15 protein-coding genes are annotated in these 16878 nt (G+C 48.2%); 14 read left to right on the top strand and 1 reads right to left on the bottom strand.

Annotated elements, in window-relative coordinates; all coding sequences use genetic code 11:
* The first annotated feature begins 56 nt into the window (after window positions 1–56).
* From J7619_RS15725 to J7619_RS15690, 8 genes are all read left to right on the top strand, one after another.
* Entirely contained in the window at window positions 57–1007 is a 951-nt protein-coding gene (locus tag J7619_RS15725; protein ID WP_291200148.1) for a glycosyltransferase family 2 protein, read from the top strand.
* Window positions 1000–2436, top strand: coding sequence for a DUF6056 family protein (locus tag J7619_RS15720; RefSeq protein ID WP_291200145.1), 1437 nt, complete (start codon window positions 1000–1002; stop codon window positions 2434–2436). Before J7619_RS15725 ends, J7619_RS15720 begins: the two co-directional genes overlap by 8 nt.
* Window positions 2420–4117, top strand: coding sequence for a hypothetical protein (locus J7619_RS15715; protein ID WP_291200142.1), 1698 nt, complete (start codon window positions 2420–2422; stop codon window positions 4115–4117). The genes J7619_RS15720 and J7619_RS15715 overlap by 17 nt, the downstream gene beginning before the upstream one ends.
* 72 nt (window positions 4118–4189) lie before the next feature.
* Window positions 4190–5134, top strand: a complete 945-nt coding sequence (locus J7619_RS15710) for a glycosyltransferase family 2 protein (RefSeq protein WP_291200139.1) — start codon at window positions 4190–4192, stop codon at window positions 5132–5134.
* A gap of 4 nt (window positions 5135–5138) precedes the next feature.
* A complete protein-coding gene (locus J7619_RS15705) occupies window positions 5139–6608 on the top strand; it encodes an MBOAT family protein (RefSeq protein WP_291200136.1) in 1470 nt (489 codons plus the stop codon).
* Between the two features lie 101 nt (window positions 6609–6709).
* Window positions 6710–7090, top strand: coding sequence for a co-chaperone GroES family protein (locus J7619_RS15700; RefSeq protein WP_291200133.1), 381 nt, complete (start codon window positions 6710–6712; stop codon window positions 7088–7090).
* A gap of 86 nt (window positions 7091–7176) precedes the next feature.
* On the top strand, window positions 7177–8205 hold the full coding sequence (locus tag J7619_RS15695) for an aldo/keto reductase (RefSeq protein WP_291200130.1): 1029 nt from the start codon (window positions 7177–7179) through the stop codon (window positions 8203–8205).
* Complete coding sequence (locus J7619_RS15690; protein ID WP_291200127.1) at window positions 8157–9137, top strand: polysaccharide deacetylase family protein; 981 nt, start codon at window positions 8157–8159, stop codon at window positions 9135–9137. The genes J7619_RS15695 and J7619_RS15690 overlap by 49 nt, the downstream gene beginning before the upstream one ends.
* Window positions 9138–9198: 61 nt before the next feature.
* Here the strand turns inward: J7619_RS15690 and J7619_RS15685 are convergent, their stop codons facing one another.
* Window positions 9199–9390 (bottom strand): cold-shock protein, encoded by a 192-nt coding sequence (locus tag J7619_RS15685; RefSeq protein ID WP_090155325.1) that lies wholly within the window; start codon window positions 9388–9390, stop codon window positions 9199–9201.
* A 114-nt stretch (window positions 9391–9504) separates the two neighbouring features.
* Between J7619_RS15685 and J7619_RS15680 the strand changes: the two genes are divergently transcribed.
* The 6 genes from J7619_RS15680 to J7619_RS15655 all read left to right on the top strand — a co-directional run bounded on the left by J7619_RS15680 (window position 9505) and on the right by J7619_RS15655 (window position 16762).
* Complete coding sequence (locus J7619_RS15680; RefSeq protein ID WP_291200121.1) at window positions 9505–10479, top strand: YheT family hydrolase; 975 nt, start codon at window positions 9505–9507, stop codon at window positions 10477–10479.
* A gap of 236 nt (window positions 10480–10715) precedes the next feature.
* On the top strand, window positions 10716–12623 hold the full coding sequence (serA, locus tag J7619_RS15675; RefSeq protein ID WP_291200119.1) for a phosphoglycerate dehydrogenase: 1908 nt from the start codon (window positions 10716–10718) through the stop codon (window positions 12621–12623).
* A gap of 83 nt (window positions 12624–12706) precedes the next feature.
* Complete coding sequence (locus J7619_RS15670) at window positions 12707–13780, top strand: aminotransferase class V-fold PLP-dependent enzyme (protein WP_291200117.1); 1074 nt, start codon at window positions 12707–12709, stop codon at window positions 13778–13780.
* 77 nt (window positions 13781–13857) lie between these two features.
* Window positions 13858–14754, top strand: coding sequence for an Rpn family recombination-promoting nuclease/putative transposase (locus J7619_RS15665; RefSeq protein ID WP_291200114.1), 897 nt, complete (start codon window positions 13858–13860; stop codon window positions 14752–14754).
* 152 nt (window positions 14755–14906) lie between these two features.
* Window positions 14907–15524, top strand: a complete 618-nt coding sequence (locus tag J7619_RS15660) for an RNA polymerase sigma factor (RefSeq protein WP_291200110.1) — start codon at window positions 14907–14909, stop codon at window positions 15522–15524.
* Window positions 15525–15616: 92 nt separating this feature from the next.
* On the top strand, window positions 15617–16762 hold the full coding sequence (locus tag J7619_RS15655) for a FecR family protein (protein ID WP_291200107.1): 1146 nt from the start codon (window positions 15617–15619) through the stop codon (window positions 16760–16762).
* Window positions 16763–16878: the final 116 nt, after the last annotated feature.

Here is a 16878-nt window from a genome sequence, read left to right as displayed (position 1 = left end):
AGGGGCATATTAACTTATTACTACTATTTTTGTCGATTCAACCAACAGGGTGACATATGAATCCAGCTCGTTTACTTTTAGTCGTACCATGCTACAATGAAGAAGCAATCTTGTACCGGACGTACGCTAAATTAAACACCTACTACAACGGCATCAAGGAGCAGGGCCTCATTGCTGAGGACAGCCGTATTTGTCTTGTGAATGACGGCAGCCGGGATAAAACCTGGTCGATCATCGAGGACATCTGCAGCAAGGATTCCAATATCATTGGTGTCGGCCTTTCGCGGAATTTCGGTCACCAGAGCGCCATTATGGCCGGTTTGGAACAGCATGTGAACGATTACGACTGCTTCATCACGATTGACGCCGACTTGCAGGACGATATCAATGCCATCACCGCCATGATCGAAAAGCATCGCGAGGGTGCTATGGTTGTGTACGGCGTACGCGGCGACCGCAGCTCGGATACCTGGTTCAAACGGTTTACAGCCGAGAGCTTTTATGTGTTAATGCAAAAAATGGGGGTTCCGGTAGTTTTCAACCACGCCGATTTCCGCTTAATGGACCAGCGGGTACTCAAAGAGCTTGGGAACTTCCGGGAGATCAATATGTTCCTTCGCGGCGTTGTGCCGATGATCGGTTTCAAAAATGAAAAGGTATTTTACAGCCGTCTCGAGCGTGAAGCGGGGGAGACCAAATACCCGCTCAGCAAGATGCTACTGTTTGCCTGGAACGGCATTACCTCGTTTTCCACATTTCCGATGCGGCTCGTGCTGTATTTCGGGTTTGTCAATTTCTTTATCGCAATGCTGATCGTGGTGTATATCCTTTCGTCATATGTGATTGGTCACACAGTAGCGGGGTGGACGTCGACGATGCTGCCACTCACTTTTTTCAGCGGATTTAATATGATGGCGCTTGGCCTGATCGGGGAATATATCGGTAAGATTTATGAAGAAGTTAAAGGCCGTCCGCGCTACATCATAGAAAAAATTGTCAATGAATAGATTTTATAGAAAATACCGGATTGTTGGCAACTGGATGAACATCCTCCTGATGCTGACCGTACTGGTGCCATTGGTGGCGCTTTCGTACTTCAACCATCCGTCGCCGGCGGACGATTTCTGTTACATCGATACCGTATTTAAAATCGGCTGGTTTGAAGCCATGAAGCTTTACTATACCACCTGGACCGGCCGCTACTTCGGAATACTCCTGAATCATACGAGTCCGCTGCTGTTCCATTCTATTATTGGTTTTAAAGTATTGCCGGTCATATTGCTGCTCGGAATGGTTTTCGCATTGTACAGCCTGTTCCGGCACCTTACACCTACTTTGTCGCGATTAGCGCATTTGGGTTTTGCAGGCGTGGTTTTCTTCCTGTACATCCTCAAAATGATGAGTATTTCGGAAGCGTTCTACTGGATGGCGGCATTTGTGACCTACACGGTGCCGAATATTCTTACATTGCTCTGGATCGTACTCGTGCTCCGCTGGTACCGCCAGGACACGCAGCCCGCGAAGCTGTTTGTAGGGGCACTTTCCGGCTTTTTGATATTTGCGGTGATTGGAAGCAGTGAAACAAACCTGTTGATCATGGTGCTGCTTGTAGGCGCCTGGCTGGCTTACAGGGTGCTTTTCCACCGGAAAGTCGACGCATTTATGCTTTCGATGGCCGTGGTGACGGCGCTTTCCTGCTATTTCTATTTTGCATCGCCAGGTAATGCCGCACGCATCGGTGGTAACCCGCTGGGCGGAAATATTCCTTTTTCGGTTACTGCTTCATTTAAAAAACTGGCATATCTGGGCTTCGACTGGGTTTTCCGGACGCCTCTGATATTCTTTACGCTGGCCTGGCTTTTTGTGCTCTCACGGCTATCGGAGGGTGCGCGTAACTACTTCTCGATCCCGGTCTGGTATGCGGTACTGCTTTTTATCGGTGTGCTGTCGGCGCAATTATTCCCTTCCTATTACGGGGTGGGCATTGAGCCTACACCACGTGTGATCAACTGTGTGTATTTCTTTTTCCTGATAGGCTGGTTCTATGTCATCGGAGTGCTTTTTCATTATTTCAAAAGGAGAAAAATTACGTTCCTGACCTTGACAACCGTGCGGTATGGCATCGTTTGCGCGATATTGGTGGTGTCGGTAGCGCTTTCATTTATACGTAGCAGCAATGTCAAAATGATGTATACCGATCTGTTGAAAGGCAAAGCGGCGGCATTCGACAAGGAGATGTACCAACGTTATGCCCTGATCAAGAATTCGCAGGAAGAGATATTGTACCTGCCGCCCGTGCGTTCGAAACCGATGACGATTTTCCTCGACGACGACATTAAAACTGACCCTACCCACTGGTGGAATAAATGCACAGCGGGTTATTTTGGGAAGGAAGCCATTTACATGAAAGATACCGAAGGTGGACAACAGCAATAAAAAGCCGCTTTTCTTCCTGGTAGCGGCAGTACCCGTGGTGTTATGGATGGGAGTGATCCTGTACTACTCGGTAAACCTGCCCTGGTACGACGATTTCGATCCGTTCCCTGATTTTTTGCACAAATGGATCACCAGCGATTCATTTCCGGAACGTCTGAAACTGCTTTTTCAGCCGAATAACGAGCACCGGATGGTGGTGGGTAAGTTGGCTACACTCGTTTACTATTGGGCCACGGGGCATCTCAACTTTACATTCCTGCATATTGCTGCGGCGCTTTTTACATTGGGCACCCTGGCGGTGTTCTGGCGTGCATTCAAGCGCTCCGGTCTGAGTGCCTGGTATTTCCTGCCCGTACCATTTTTGCTGTTCCAGCTCCAATACCATTTGATTTTCCTTTGGGCGATATGTGGCTGGCAGCATCAGCCGGTGGTTTTTTTTGTGGTACTCTCGATGTTTTTGCTCTCGGGCAAGCGCTTCGGGGGCGCATTGCTGGCGGGTGTGTGCGCTACGTACGCGATGAGCAGCGGGATTTTTGTGTGGCCGGCAGGTGTGGCGGTGCTGTTGCTTCGGTCGCAGTACAAGCAACTGTTGGTATGGATTTTCGTGGGTGCAGCGGCAGTAGGATTGTATTTCTACGGTATGTCAGCGCAGGGTAACGAGTCGAGCTTTGCTTATTTTGCCAAATATCCGCATTTGTCGGTGCTGGGCTTCTTTACATTCCTTGGCGGGTTGTTTGACTTCTTCCCGGAAAAAGATATCGTCGTCCGTTCGGCATTGCCGGTATTGATGGCTTTCATTGCCATGATTTGGGTCGTAATCTGGCTCTGGCGGCAACTTACCCCCTGGCTTGCGCGGACGTTGGGTTGGTTCAAAAGCAATCGCGCGGTGGCTTTGACAGACAACGCCGGGAACCTGAATGCATTTCTACTCGGTATTTTCGGCTTTCTGCTGGTGGAGGCGCTGGTGATAGGGCTGTTGCGCCCACGGTTCGGTTTTTTTGTAATGATTGTTAGTAATTACAAGATATATCCGGCTCTTTTTCTGATTGTTACCTATTTGTCTTTTGTTGTTTCAACTCAAAATCAAAACCTGCGTAAATTGGCTTTGCAAGGAGCGGCATTGATCGGGTTAGTGATCTGGGGCGTATCCATTTACTCGTATCTGCCGGTTATTTCGGAGCGCCGGAAATATTACACCGTGAATGGTTACAACCAGGAACACAATGGGTTTGGACTGGGCCACGTACCTTATTCGGAAGGCGCCCGCTATGTGGATAATGTGATGAAACATCTGGTTAAGGCCGGTGTTTACAAATATCCGGAAGAAGGGAACGAGCTCGGTCGACAGGTGAATGCACTCACGATGGCATTCCCGGTTGAACGGCAGGTAACCGTCACACACCGCGAAAAGGGTATTTATTTGAACGATCCGGAAGGAAGGATCTCGCCTTCCCGTTCCAACGGCGAATATGCATTTGTGCGCAACGGACAACGCCTGTATTTCTTCAAAATGGAGCCGCATAAGTACACTGGCCGTAACTTTTTCAAGCAGTACGACAAGGGATTTGACATTGAAATACCGCATTCATCCCTGTTGCCCGGCACGTACGATCTGGGAATCGTGAATGTGGAAGGAACAGTCCTCAAAGGGGGTGTTCTTGGAAAAGTGACAATACCTTAAATAACAGAATGTTTCGATAATAGACCGAAAGGTGTATTTTTGCCTCTATTGGTCATTGAAAAACTCAGCATATTGAAAACTCCTCAAATTTCAATCGTCGCGCCGCTATATAATGAATCTGAGACGTTCCCGCTACTGGTACAGCGTATCAACGCGTTAATGGACTCCAGCCCGCTTTCTATTGAAGTGGTTTTGATCGACGATGGGAGTAAGGATGATACGGCGCTTAAAATCAGGCAGGTGGCATTGACTGACGAGCGATATCACGGTGTTTTTCTATCACGCAACCATGGCCACCAGCTTGCATTGACAGCAGGTATTTCCGCCGCACGCGGCACCGAAGCGCTCTTTGTGATCGATGGTGATTTGCAGGACCCGCCGGAGCTTTTGCCGGAATTTTACAAATTGTTACAGGAAGGAAATGACGTAGTGTACGCCATTCGCAAGAAGCGGAAGGAGGGGTTTGTCAAAAGAATGGGCTACCATTTGTTTTACCGGATCCTGCGTACCATTTCCTATGTGGATATTCCGCTCGATAGCGGTGACTTCGCATTAATTAGCCGAAGAGTGGTCGATGTTTTGAATAAAATGCCTGAGGAGAGCCGCTACCTGCGCGGGATGCGTTCCTGGATCGGTTTCAAGCAGATCGGGTACGAGTACGAGCGTGACGCACGCATCGCGGGAGAGTCCAAATACACTTTTAAACAGCTTTTCAGGCTGGCTTACAACGGAATCTTCAATTTCAGTGAATTCCCGATCAAATTTATGAGCCGGGTAGGCATGTCGGCCATCGTCATTTCGTTGCTGTATTTTGCGACGGTGGTCCTTAAAAAGTTATTTTTCGCTCACGTGATCGAGGGCTTTGCCGCCTTGCTGTTCGTTATCATCCTGTTCAGCGGGGTGCAATTGCTGGCACTGGGTATTATTGGAGAATATGTGCTCCGGATTTTCTTTCAATCCAAAAACCGTCCCCTGTTCATTATCAAAGAGGAAATAGTCAACCGGGAGTACATTTGACCTGATGGATTTTCATTCGATTCAATTTGCAGTTTTCTTTATAGTAGTCACGCTGGCGTATTTCAGCCTGTCGTGGACCGGCCGTTGGGTGCTTTTGCTGCTCACCAGCTGCTATTTCTATATGGTTTTCAAACCGGTTTTCATCCTGATCCTGTTTGGAACCATCGTTATCGATTATTTTGCCGGGATCTGGATTGAGAAATCGCAGGAGCAAAAGCAGAAAAAGCTGTTGCTCGTCATCAGTCTGATTTCCAATATCGGTATTCTCGCATTCTTTAAATACTACGATTTCGTGCAGGATTCGGTGAATACAATTCTCAGTAACCTGCATTTAAGGCCGATGTTCCCCGCATTTACGCGCATTGTACCAGCTCCAATCGCCGAGTGGATGACGACCGGGAGCGGTAAGTTGCTGTTGCCGATAGGTCTGTCGTTTCACACGTTCCAGGCGATGAGCTACACGATCGAGGTGTACCGGGGCAACCAAAAGGCCGAAAAGCATTTCGGGATCTACGCATTGTATGTGATGTTTTACCCGCAGCTTGTAGCGGGCCCCATTGAGCGGCCGCAGAACATGCTGTTCCAGTACCACTCGTTTTTTAAATACGATTTCGAGCAGGTGAAGGAAGGGCTCATGCAAATGGCCTTCGGCTTTTTCAAGAAAATGGTGATTGCCGACAGGCTGGTAATGCTCGTAGATGCCGCTTACGACAATCCGGCCGGACATAATGGTCTGACACTCATCGTAGCCACCATCTTCTTTGCATTCCAGATTTACTGCGACTTTTCAGGGTATTCGGATATTGCCATCGGGGCCGCCCGTGTGATGGGTTTCACGCTGATGGACAACTTCAGGACGCCTTATATTTCTAAATCTATTTCGGAGTTCTGGGGTAGATGGCACATTTCGCTCTCGTCGTGGTTTAAAGACTATCTCTACATCCCCCTCGGCGGAAACCGCAAAGGTGAATGGATTAAATACCGCAACCAGTTTATCGTATTCCTCGTAAGCGGGCTCTGGCATGGGGCGAGCTGGAACTACGTGATCTGGGGAGCATTACACGGCTCTTATCAGGTGGCTGCCTCGCTTCGTGACAAATGGTTGAAACAAGTGGGCATTGAAATGCCGAAAAATGCATTCATGAATGTCCTGAATATGGTTTTGACATTCGCGCTGGTCACCATTACCTGGGTGTTCTTCCGTAACCACAAGGCGCCCGTGGGCCGGTCATTCCTGATTCTGCAAAAAATGGCGGGCTTTTCATTGTCGGACCCATTGCAAACCCCGCTTAACCATGTGGAAATGTGGCTTTGCGTAGTACTAATCATTTTCCTGCTCGTCAAAGAGCATTATTATCTGAAAATCCCTACACGGAACACGACCGTATTCTTCATATTGTTCCCGCTGATCCTGCTGGCGAATTACTTTTTGGGCGTCGTTTCCGAAAACCAGTTCATCTACTTCCAGTTCTGAAAAAGGGAGGAGATCGCTGTAAACATTTGTACCCATTTATTTGTTACCTAATTTTTGAAGGACTACCTGACGTTCTTATTACCGATTAAGTATTTATTACAATGTACGAAGTAACATCCGACAACAGGCTCAAAAGCCTGATCGTAGTGGGCGATCGCGTTTTGATCCGCCCTAAAAGCCCCAGCGACCGCACCAACAGCGGTCTGTACCTGCCCCCAACCGTAACCGAAAAGGAACAGGTGCAATCCGGCTACGTGATCAAGGTTGGCCCGGGTTACCCTATCCCTGTGGCCGCCGAAGACGAGCCCTGGAAAGAGACCGAAGAAAAAGTGAAATATATGCCGCTCCAATCCAAGGAAGGCGACCTGGCCATTTACCTCCAGCGCAATGCCATCGATCTCGAATACGACGGGCAGAAATATGTGATCGTTCCGCAGTCATCGATATTGATGTTGGAACGGTCTGAGGACTTGTTTGAATGAGTTTATGAGTCCAGAGTTTATGAGTTGAACGAACTCTGCTTAAATCCTTACTCATTAACTTTAAACTCATAAACATTGAACTTAAAATGAAATACAACTTTCTAGGCAACACCGGCGTACTCGTTTCTGAGCTCTGTTTCGGTACGATGACTTTTGGTGGCGATGGATATTTTGAAGTGATTGGAAAAGTGCAGCAGGATGAGGCGACAGCATTGGTGAAAACGGCGCTGGATGCGGGGATCAACTTTTTCGATACGGCCAATGTGTATTCTTATGGTAAATCCGAAGAAATACTGGGGCAATCGTTCAGGACGCTTGGTGTGAAGCGAAGCGATGTTTTTATCGCTACGAAAGCGCGCGGCCGGATGGCGCCGGGTGCAAACCAGGTAGGGCTATCGAGGTTGCACATCATGGACTCGGTGCATGAGAGCCTTGCCCGCCTCGGTACCGACCATATTGACCTCTTCTACATTCACGGCGTAGACGCGGAAACTTCATTGGAAGAAACGATGCGTGGCCTTGAAGATGTCGTGCGCGCGGGTAAAGTGTGTTACCTGGGCGTGAGCAACCACGCGGCGTGGCAGATTATGAAAGCCAACGGCATTGCCGAGAAAAATGGCTGGACTCAATTTGTCGCCTGTCAGCATTACTACACCATCGCCGGCCGCGACCTGGAAAGAGAGCTCATTCCGATGATGAAAGACCAGAACCTCGGATTGATGCCCTGGAGTCCGTTGGCGGGCGGATTTTTGTCTGGAAAATATACGCGTAACAGCGAATCCAGCGGTGAAAACCGGCGGGATAACTTCGATTTTCCTCCGGTGGATAAAGAGAAGGCCTACGACATTATCGATGTCATTCAACCTGTCGCACAAGCGCATGGGGTTTCGGTGGCGCAGATAGCTTTGGCGTGGTTACTTCACCAGAAAGCTGTGACGAGCGTGATCATCGGTGCCAAAAAGCCGGAACAACTGGCCGACAATATCGCCGCCACCAACGTGGTACTGACCGCCGAAGAACTGGATCAATTGAACAAAATCAGCGCATTGAAACCCGAGTATCCGCAATGGATGATCGAACGGCAGGCGCGGGAACGCGTTCCGGGCAAGGCATGAGGAGGCATATCTTAGCCGCGCTCGCATGCATATGTGCACTGTACGCCCACGCGCAGGAGCGCAGCGTCTCCATTACCATCGACGATGTGCCGAATGTTCATTTGTACGTGGCGGACGGTAACGTATCACGCTTGCTGAAAAAACTGGACTCGATGAGCCTGCCGGTTGCGATTTTTATCAATGAAGGGCATTTGAAGCAGAATAAATCTTTTGAGCAAAACAAAAAACTGCTCGAAAGCTGGATTTCAAAACCTTACGTAACCGTTGGGAATCACAGTTATTCGCACGAGAATTATGGTGAAACAAGTTTCGAGGCATTCAGTGAAGACGTTTTGAAAGGCGAGGAGCTGACGCGGAAAATGGCGGAGAATGCCGGAAAGAAGCTGGAATACTTCCGTTTTCCCTTCAATGGAATGGGAAAGGACAGTGCGGAGCAGGCGCGAATGCACGCATTTCTGACGGAGCATCATTACATTTCAACGCCATTCACTGTCGAAAGCGAGGACTGGCTTTTTACCCAGCTTTATGAAAAAGCATTGAAAGAAGGCAAAGTCGAAGAAGCAAAAGCAATCGGTAACCGTTATGTCGATTTGAGCCTGAAACTTTTCGATCATTTTGATAAAATAGCATTGAAAGTAACGGGCAAGCCGGTGAAACAGATTTATCTCTGCCACGATAATCGACTCAATACCGATTATCTGCCGGTTTTAATAAAAAAATTAAAGGAGAAGCAATACCGGATGATAAGCCTGACGGAAGCATTGAGCGACGACGCTTACCGGTTACCATTGCATTATAATGGCAACTGGGGTTTTTCGTGGATCTACCGATGGGTAAAGGATGTGGGAGAGCGCCGTTCGTTCATGCAAAGCGAGCCGTCGGATAAGGAAGCGCAGCAGGCCTACGAAACCTTGACGAAGAATAAAAAATAAGGCATTAAAAAAGCACGCCTTTGAGGGGCGTGCTTTCGAAATGTCCTTATTATGACTAAACTTAGACTACGCGAACGTTAACTGCGTTTAAGCCTTTTCTTCCATTTTCTACCTCGTAGGATACTTTGTCGTTTTCACGGATATCGTCCTGAAGACCTGAAACGTGAACGAAAATGTCTTTCTCTCCATTTGATGGTGAAATGAATCCGTATCCTTTTGATTCATTGAAAAACTTAACTGTACCTTCTGCCATTGGAATTGATCTTATTATTTGTAGAGGCCAAATTTAGATATAAAAAGCAGATATACAACATTAAACTTTCTTTACCTTAGAATTATTCCAAAATATCAGAATGCGCTTTACACCATGCCGCTAGTTCAAATATCATCCAAAATATCGCCCTATTGGCTTCCAAATGGGCATTTTCAGAGTATTTACCCGGCACTGTTCCGGCAGGTAAATGGTATAAAATATTTTCGTGAAAAAATTGTAACTCCCGATGACGACTTCCTGAATCTGGACTGGTCGTATGCCGAAACTGCCGGTAAGAAGTCCGTGGTGATCCTTTCGCACGGCCTGGAAGGTAACAGTACACGGCAATACATAACGGGGATGGTTAAACTCCTGACGCGCCATGGGTTCGACTGTCTGGCCTGGAATTTTCGCAGTTGCGGTGGGGAAATGAACCAGACGGCCCGGTTTTACCACAGTGGGGCTACCGAAGACCTGGACGCAGTCGTGAAATATGCATTTGCAAAAGGCTATTCCGATGTGCGGCTGGTTGGTTTCAGTTTGGGCGGAAACCTGACTTTGAAATACCTGGGTGAGCAGGGAGTCGCTATTGATCACCGTATTAAAAATGCGATCGTGTTCAGTGTGCCGATGGACCTGAAAGCGTGCAGTCTGGCCATTATCGAGCCCCGGAACCAGATTTACATGCGCCGTTTTTTAAATACATTAAAACCAAAGGTGGCGGAAAAGGCAAGGTTTTTCCCCGAAAGGATAAGCCTTGATAATCATCAGCTGGTGAAGACGCTCTACGATTTCGATGATATATACACAGCCCGTCTTCACGGTTTCGATGACGCAGATCATTACTATGCCGAATGCAGCTCTAAGTATTTCGTAGCGTCGATTGCGATACCGACGACGATCGTGAATGCCGAAAATGACCCGATCGTGCCGTTCGAAAGCCTGCCGGTTGACGTGCTGCGGTCGCATTCAACGGTCACCTTGCTGGCGACGAAGGATGGCGGCCACTGCGGTTTCCGTCCGGCACGGCTCACGGACGAGTTCTATTGGTCGGAAAAATACGCATTGCAATTCCTGACCGGCCTCTAACAACACCTGACAATCGCCTGACTATTTAATGACCACACCTGACCACACAGACCAATTCCAACTAGCCGTTCACATTCTGCCCGGAGTTCGGCGAGGAAGAAAACTGTTCCAAACATTATTTTGTTAGCAACATATACCAATAGATTTTGGTAATTTTGTGGCCTGTTTCAAACAGGTCGGACCCTTAGCGATTAAAATTCCGTTAACTCGATCATTTTTCAGTTATTTCCCGTTTCATGTCCACATTAACTCTCAATCCAGCACCGTACATTATCATTGATTTTGACAGCACATTCACGAAAGTGGAAGGGCTCGACGAATTAGCCGCGATCGCCCTTAAAGGCCATCCGGAGCGTGATCAGATTGTTCAGAAGATTTCTGATCTGACCAACAAGGGTATGAATGGCGAAATGTCGTTTGCGGATGGTCTGCGCCAGCGAATCGCCTTACTGAAAGCAAGCCGTTCGCACATCGAAGAACTGGTTTCCTTCCTGAGAACCAAGGTTTCGGATTCGTTCAAGCGTAACACGCAGTTTCTGACGGAGAACGCGGAGCAGATTTTTATCGTTTCCAGCGGATTTAAAGAGTTTATCGTTCCCGTAGCTACCGAGCTCGGTATCCTGGCCGACCATGTGTATGCCAACGAGTTCGTGTTTGACGAGGAGGGAAATATCGTAGGGATCGACGAGGAAAATGTGTTGTCGATGGACGGCGGAAAGATCAAGATCCTTTCTGCATTGAATCTGTCGGGCGACGTGTACGCGATCGGTGATGGTTATACGGACTATGAACTGAAGGCGTCCGGCCTGGCCAATCGTTTCTATGCATTTACAGAGAACGTCGAGCGCCCGAAAGTAACGGCGGTAGCAGACCATATTGCTACTTCTTTCGACGATTTTCTTTTTGATAATAAATTCAGCAGAAGCCAGTCTTATCCGAAGAGCCGCATCAAGGTATTGCTCCTCGAAAACGTGCACCCTGTTGCGCGCAAGGCATTCGAAGAAGAAGGCTTCAATGTGGAATTCGTGAAAGGCGCCCTCGACGAGGACGAGCTTTGCGAGCGTATCAAGGACGTATCCATTATCGGTATCCGTTCTAAAACCACTATTACCAAACGTGTTCTTGAAAATGCGAACCGTCTGATGGCGATCGGTGCGTTCTGTATCGGTACCAACCAGATCGACCTCGACGAGGCAGCCAGGAAAGGTATCGCGGTGTTCAATGCACCTTACAGCAACACCCGCTCTGTGGTGGAACTTGCCGTGGGTGAAATGATTTTGCTGATCCGTAATATCGTAGGCAAGAGCAATTCCATGCATAAAGGTATCTGGGATAAGTCTGCGAACGGCAGCTTCGAGATTCGCGGCAAGAAATTGGGTATGGTAGGTTACGGCAGCATTGGTACGCAGCTTTCTGTGGTTGCAGAAGCGCTGGGTATGGACGTGTATTTCTACGATGCGGTTGAAAAACTGTCTATCGGTAATGCGAAGAAAGTGAATACGCTGGAAGAGCTTCTGGCCATCTCCGATGTGCTAAGCTTGCACGTGGATGGCCGTAAGGAAAATACCAATATGATCGGCAAACGCGAGTTTGACCTGATGAAAGACGGTGTGATTTTCCTGAACCTCTCCCGCGGGCACGTGGTCGACATTAAAGCATTGGCTGATGCTGTAAAGAGCGGTAAAGTAGCCGGTGCGGGTGTGGACGTATTCCCTAAGGAGCCGAAGACCAACGACGAAATGTTTGAAAGCGAGCTGCTCGGCTTGCCGAATGTGATCCTGACTCCGCATATCGGTGGTAGCACCGAGGAAGCGCAGGAGAATATCGGTCATTTTGTGCCTTCCAAATTGCTGGAATTCATGAACAATGGTAGCTCTTACGGCAGCGTCAACTTCCCCGAAGTACAATTGCCGAAGCTGAAAGACTCGCACCGTCTGCTGCACATCCACGCGAACGTACCGGGCGTGCTGGCGAAGCTGAACCAGATTTTTGCCAAAAATAATATCAATATCACCGGTCAGTATCTCAAAACCAACGAACATATCGGCTACGTGATCGTGGATATTGCCAAAGATTATACGGAGGAATTTATCCAGGAAGTGAAAGAGGTGGAAGGAACGATCCGTTTCCGGATGCTATACTAGAAAGTGATTCGAATGGTCAGCTGGTTCAAAGCTGACCATTTGCATTTCACGGCGATTCATTCACCTATTTTTTTAACTCACCAATGTCATTAACTTTTTTCACTCCTGGACCAGCTGCCTTGTATCCGACGTTCGAGCAGCATTTGAAGACTTTTGTCGAAAACCAACTCGGATCGATTTCGCACCGCAGCCAGCAATACCGTGATTTGCACAAATTCACCGTAGATCAGCTGCGTACGCTCCTGAACGTGCCCGACACGCACGCGATCCTTTTTCTGGGCTCGGCTTCGGAAGCTTGGGAACGCATTCTGTTCAGTACCGTGGAACTCGAAAGCTTCCACCTCGTGAATGGCTCGTTTTCCAAGAAGTTTTACGACTATTCGAATGCGTTGAACAAATATGCCCACAAGTTTGAAAAACCGATGGGCGAAGGGTTCGTTGCCGGCGAAGTGGAGGTTCCGGAATATGCGGAACTGATCGCTACCACGCACAACGAAACCAGTTCCGGCGTGCAGATGCCGGTGGCTGAGATTCATAAATTGAAACAGAAGAACCCGACGAAGTTCATTGCTGTGGATATGGTTTCTTCCGCACCCTATCCGGAGCTGGATTACAGCATTATCGACACGGCGTTTTTCTCGGTGCAAAAAGCATTTGGACTTCCTGCCGGCTTGGGTGTGTGGATCGTAAGCGAGCGTTGCCTTGAAAAAGCGAAGAACATCCGTAACACCTATTCCATCGGCGCGCACAATGACCTTCCGACTCTTTGGAAGAATGCGCAGAACAACGAAACCCCGGCGACCCCGAATGTGATGCTTATTTACCTGCTGGGTAAGATTGCGGAGGATTTCAATCGTATCGGCGTACAGAATATTCGTAAGGAGACCGAACATAAAGCTGCTTTGCTTTACAAGTTCATTGAGAAAACGGGCGGTTTCTCTCCGTTTGTGAAAGAGAAGGCATTACGCTCGCAGACGGTGATCGTCACAGATACCGAAGCGCCTTCGGCTGACATTATCAAGAAAATCAAGGAAAAGGGCATGGTAATAGGAAGCGGTTACGGCGCTGGCAAAGCTACGCAGCTTCGCATCGCCAACTTCCCTGCTACCTCTTTGGAAGATACCGAAAAGCTGATTCACGAGCTCGGGAAGCTCTGAAAAAATAGCTTGTAGAATAGCGTTACCAAAAGGGTGCCTGAACGTCTAAATGTTCGGGCACCCTTTTTCTTTTTGAAATGAAGCATAACGACATTCTATGGAAATCGATACTGGAAGATATTTTTGACGATTTTCTGAAATTCTTCTTTCCCAATGCAGAGACATTGTTCGATTTTGAAAAAGGTTTCGAATACCTCGATCAGGAGCTCGAACAGCTCTTTCCGGCGGATACTGATGACTTAACATCTAAATATGTGGACAAGCTGGTAAAAGTGCATTGCCGCTCCGGCGCGGAAGCCTGGCTACTCGTGCACATTGAAGTACAAGGTTATCGCGACGAATTCTTCACCGACCGGATGTTTACTTATTACTATCGCATTTGGGATAAATACCGCAAGCCGATCACCGCATTCGCAATTCTGACAGACGATTGCAGGCATTTCCTGCCAGGCCAATTCGAGCAAGCCTGTTTGGGGACGAGCCTGTATTTTCGGTTTAATAGTTTTAAAGTCCTGGATCAGTCGGAAGAGGAATTGGAGGCGAGTGATAATCCGTTCGCGCAGGTTGTTCTGGTCGTAAGGCTCGCGATAAACAGCAAACGGTTTTCGTCCAACGAGCTCTCCCGTTTGAAAATTGATCTGGCTAAGAGGCTGTTAAAGCGTGAGTTTTCGAAGCGGAAAGTTGGAAGACTGATGGATTTTTTGAAACTTTATATACCGTTGGGAAACAAAGAGCTTAACAGGGAGTATCTTGAAGAAATAAAAAGAGCAACTAATCCAGATCCTGTACCCATGACATTTGAAGAAGCTGTTTTATATATTGAAAGGGAGGAAGCGAAAGAGGAAGGGCATCTTGAACGGAGTACAGTCGTCGTCCGGAACCTCCTCCGGGAAACTACATTTGGCGAAGAGCAAATCGCTCGCCTAGCTGGTGTTCCGATTGATTTTGTACGAGAAATCAAGGAGAAATTATAGCATTTTGATATCTTTCAAAAACACCGGAGCTACCCAAAAGGCAGCTTTTTTCATACCTGGCCGATAGCCGAAGTAAGATAGCCGATAGCTCCAATGGTATTTTAATGATAAATTTTTAGCTTTATGCTTTCTTACGAAAACAGACAGAAGCGGTGATTCAGAACGCTACCTCAACGGGGGAAACCAAAGATCATGATCTATGGCAAAGGATTCGCGTGGGCGATGAGCAGGCCTTTACCGCAATCTTTGAGAAATATCACCGCACACTTTACAACTACGGCAGCAAGCTTTCGACCAATTCCTCGCTCGTCGAAGACGCTGTTCAGGATGTGTTCATCGATATCTGGCGGCTGCGGCATAACCTCACGGAAAACGTTACCTCTGTCAAATTCTATCTCTACCGTGCATTGCGCCGGCGCATTCATGTCGCGCTCGACAAGTTTCCTTCCATGGAAGAGATCAGCGAGCTCGATGACGAGGATATCCCGGCTAATCATACGCATTCAGAAGCGATCCTGATCGAGGCGGAATCATCGTCGGTGCGTGCGCAACGCATACAGGAACTGCTCGCGCAATTGCCCGAACGACAGCTGGAAGCACTCACACTTCGCTATTTCGACGATTTCAGCATTGAAGAAATAGCCGGGATCATGAATGTTAATGAGAAGTCTGTCCGTAATTTCATCTACAAGGCACTCACATCCCTGCGCCAAAGCCGCGAAATCCTGTTGATTTCCTCCCTGATTTTCTGGGTGTTAGTATTATTTTAAAATTTTTCTTCAAAAAATTTCATTTTGGAGAGGTCAAACCCGCATTTCGTCGCTCTGTACTATTGAACGACGACAACTGCATCCCGCGAAACATGAAGCATGATCCTTATTCTCTGACCGAGCTGATCAGAAATGAAGAGTTTATCGCCTGGGTAATGCATCCCGATGAACTCAGCGACCGCAAATGGCAGGCCTTCCTGGAAAAACACCCCGGGAAACGCAAAACCGTTGAGTCTGCACGGGAGTACGTCATTCTGTTGGCAAAGGACACCGGAAGGCACCAACCCACCCAAAAACAGAGCGACAGAATGTGGAGCATCGTCGAAAGCCATATGCATGACGAGGTGCCTAAAACCCCGGAACAAGAGCCGGAAGCCGTTTTCAAAACGAGTCGCGGGCAGGGGTGGCGCTGGGCGCGTGTGGCAGCGTCGGCCGCATTAATCCTGAGTATTGGTTCGGTGAGCTACTGGTTCTATTATAAAAAAGCCGACGGGTCATTGCAGCAGGTAGCGGTGCGTGAGGAGGCTGACCTGTCCAATACGATCCAGAAATACAATGATACCGATAAGCCAATGACAGTGTTGCTGCAAGACGGCAGCTCTGTTGTGCTTCAACCCGGAGGCCGGCTTTGCTATTCGGAAGGAGCCAACAAGAAACGACGTGAAGTCACTTTGACAGGAAAAGCGTTTTTTGAAATTGTAAAAAATAAACAGAAGCCATTTCTGGTGTACAGCTACGGGTTGGCGACGAAGGTACTCGGTACCAGTTTCACGATCGACGCTTCTTCGGAAAGCAAGGACATTAAAGTGGAAGTGCGGACGGGTACGGTTTCGGTTTTTTCCATTAACAATCTGGATAACAGCCAAAAGGAGGCGGTGCTTGACAAACCTGAACTGGAAGGCGTGACGCTCAATCATGATCAGCGGATCGCATTCTCAAAAGAGAGCGGTAAGATTATTCCGTTGCCTGCGGCATTGGCGGCGACGTCGGACAAAGATGTTTCAAAGCAACAATTTGTATTTGATGAAACCCCGGTTTCTGAGGTGTTCCGGATACTGGAAAACGCCTACAATGTCCGGATCGTTTACGACCGGGAAAAGATGGGCAATTGCCCGCTGAACGCAACTTTGATCGGGCAGCCTTTGAAGGAAAAGCTCGAAGTGATCTGCAATGCACTGGACGCGCAGTACGAAGTGGCCGATAACCAGATAACGATCCTGGGAAAAGGATGTAAGTAGTTTTTGACACCACATATCAACATTTTACCCTGAACGCCGCCTATGACGTAACGCTACCGTATTGCCTAAAAAATAAAAAAGACCAGCCATGTTCCAGCATGACTGATCCGGGGTTC

Source organism: Dyadobacter sp. (assembly GCF_017744695.1).
Classification (GTDB): domain Bacteria; phylum Bacteroidota; class Bacteroidia; order Cytophagales; family Spirosomataceae; genus Dyadobacter.
The sequence above is the reverse complement of the archived record's forward strand: the minus strand, read 5'-3'. Positions and strand labels throughout refer to the sequence as shown.

Coding starts and splice junctions, on each gene's coding strand:
- J7619_RS15725 (WP_291200148.1), top strand. CDS start 57: ATGAATCCAGCTCGTTTACTTTTAGTCGTACCATGCTACAATGAAGAA.
- J7619_RS15720 (WP_291200145.1), top strand. CDS start 1,000: ATGAATAGATTTTATAGAAAATACCGGATTGTTGGCAACTGGATGAAC.
- J7619_RS15705 (WP_291200136.1), top strand. CDS start 5,139: ATGGATTTTCATTCGATTCAATTTGCAGTTTTCTTTATAGTAGTCACG.
- J7619_RS15700 (WP_291200133.1), top strand. CDS start 6,710: ATGTACGAAGTAACATCCGACAACAGGCTCAAAAGCCTGATCGTAGTG.
- J7619_RS15695 (WP_291200130.1), top strand. CDS start 7,177: ATGAAATACAACTTTCTAGGCAACACCGGCGTACTCGTTTCTGAGCTC.
- J7619_RS15690 (WP_291200127.1), top strand. CDS start 8,157: ATGGATGATCGAACGGCAGGCGCGGGAACGCGTTCCGGGCAAGGCATG.
- J7619_RS15685 (WP_090155325.1), bottom strand. CDS start 9,390: ATGGCAGAAGGTACAGTTAAGTTTTTCAATGAATCAAAAGGATACGGA.
- J7619_RS15680 (WP_291200121.1), top strand. CDS start 9,505: ATGCCGCTAGTTCAAATATCATCCAAAATATCGCCCTATTGGCTTCCA.
- serA (WP_291200119.1), top strand. CDS start 10,716: ATGTCCACATTAACTCTCAATCCAGCACCGTACATTATCATTGATTTT.
- J7619_RS15670 (WP_291200117.1), top strand. CDS start 12,707: ATGTCATTAACTTTTTTCACTCCTGGACCAGCTGCCTTGTATCCGACG.
- J7619_RS15665 (WP_291200114.1), top strand. CDS start 13,858: ATGAAGCATAACGACATTCTATGGAAATCGATACTGGAAGATATTTTT.
- J7619_RS15655 (WP_291200107.1), top strand. CDS start 15,617: ATGAAGCATGATCCTTATTCTCTGACCGAGCTGATCAGAAATGAAGAG.